1 protein-coding gene is annotated in these 276 nt (G+C 63.0%); it reads right to left on the bottom strand.

Annotated features, from left to right (window positions below):
* On the bottom strand, positions 1 to 276 hold a 276-nt coding region (locus tag SB756_RS29760), incomplete at both ends, for a hypothetical protein (protein ID WP_410913171.1).

Genomic DNA, 276 nt, shown 5'->3' on the forward strand with positions numbered 1-276 from the left:
GGCGGCTGCAGCCCAAGCTGGTGCGTGACCGCAGGATAGAAGGTGTCACGCGAGGGATGTTTCGAGGCACACAGATTGTAGACCCGGCCCCCTTTGGGCGACTGCAGTAGCAGCGTGATCGCCTCCACCACATCATCCAGATGCACCAGATTCACGCCCTGCGAGCCATTGGCCACATCCTGCTTGCCGGCGAGGAAGCGTCCCGGATGGCGCTTTGGTCCTACCAGACCGGCCAGCCGCACAATATCCACGCTGGTGCCTGGCAGATCGTGCAGC

The organism is Pseudomonas sp. SIMBA_068, from assembly GCF_046534705.1.
Lineage (GTDB): Bacteria > Pseudomonadota > Gammaproteobacteria > Pseudomonadales > Pseudomonadaceae > Aquipseudomonas > Aquipseudomonas putida.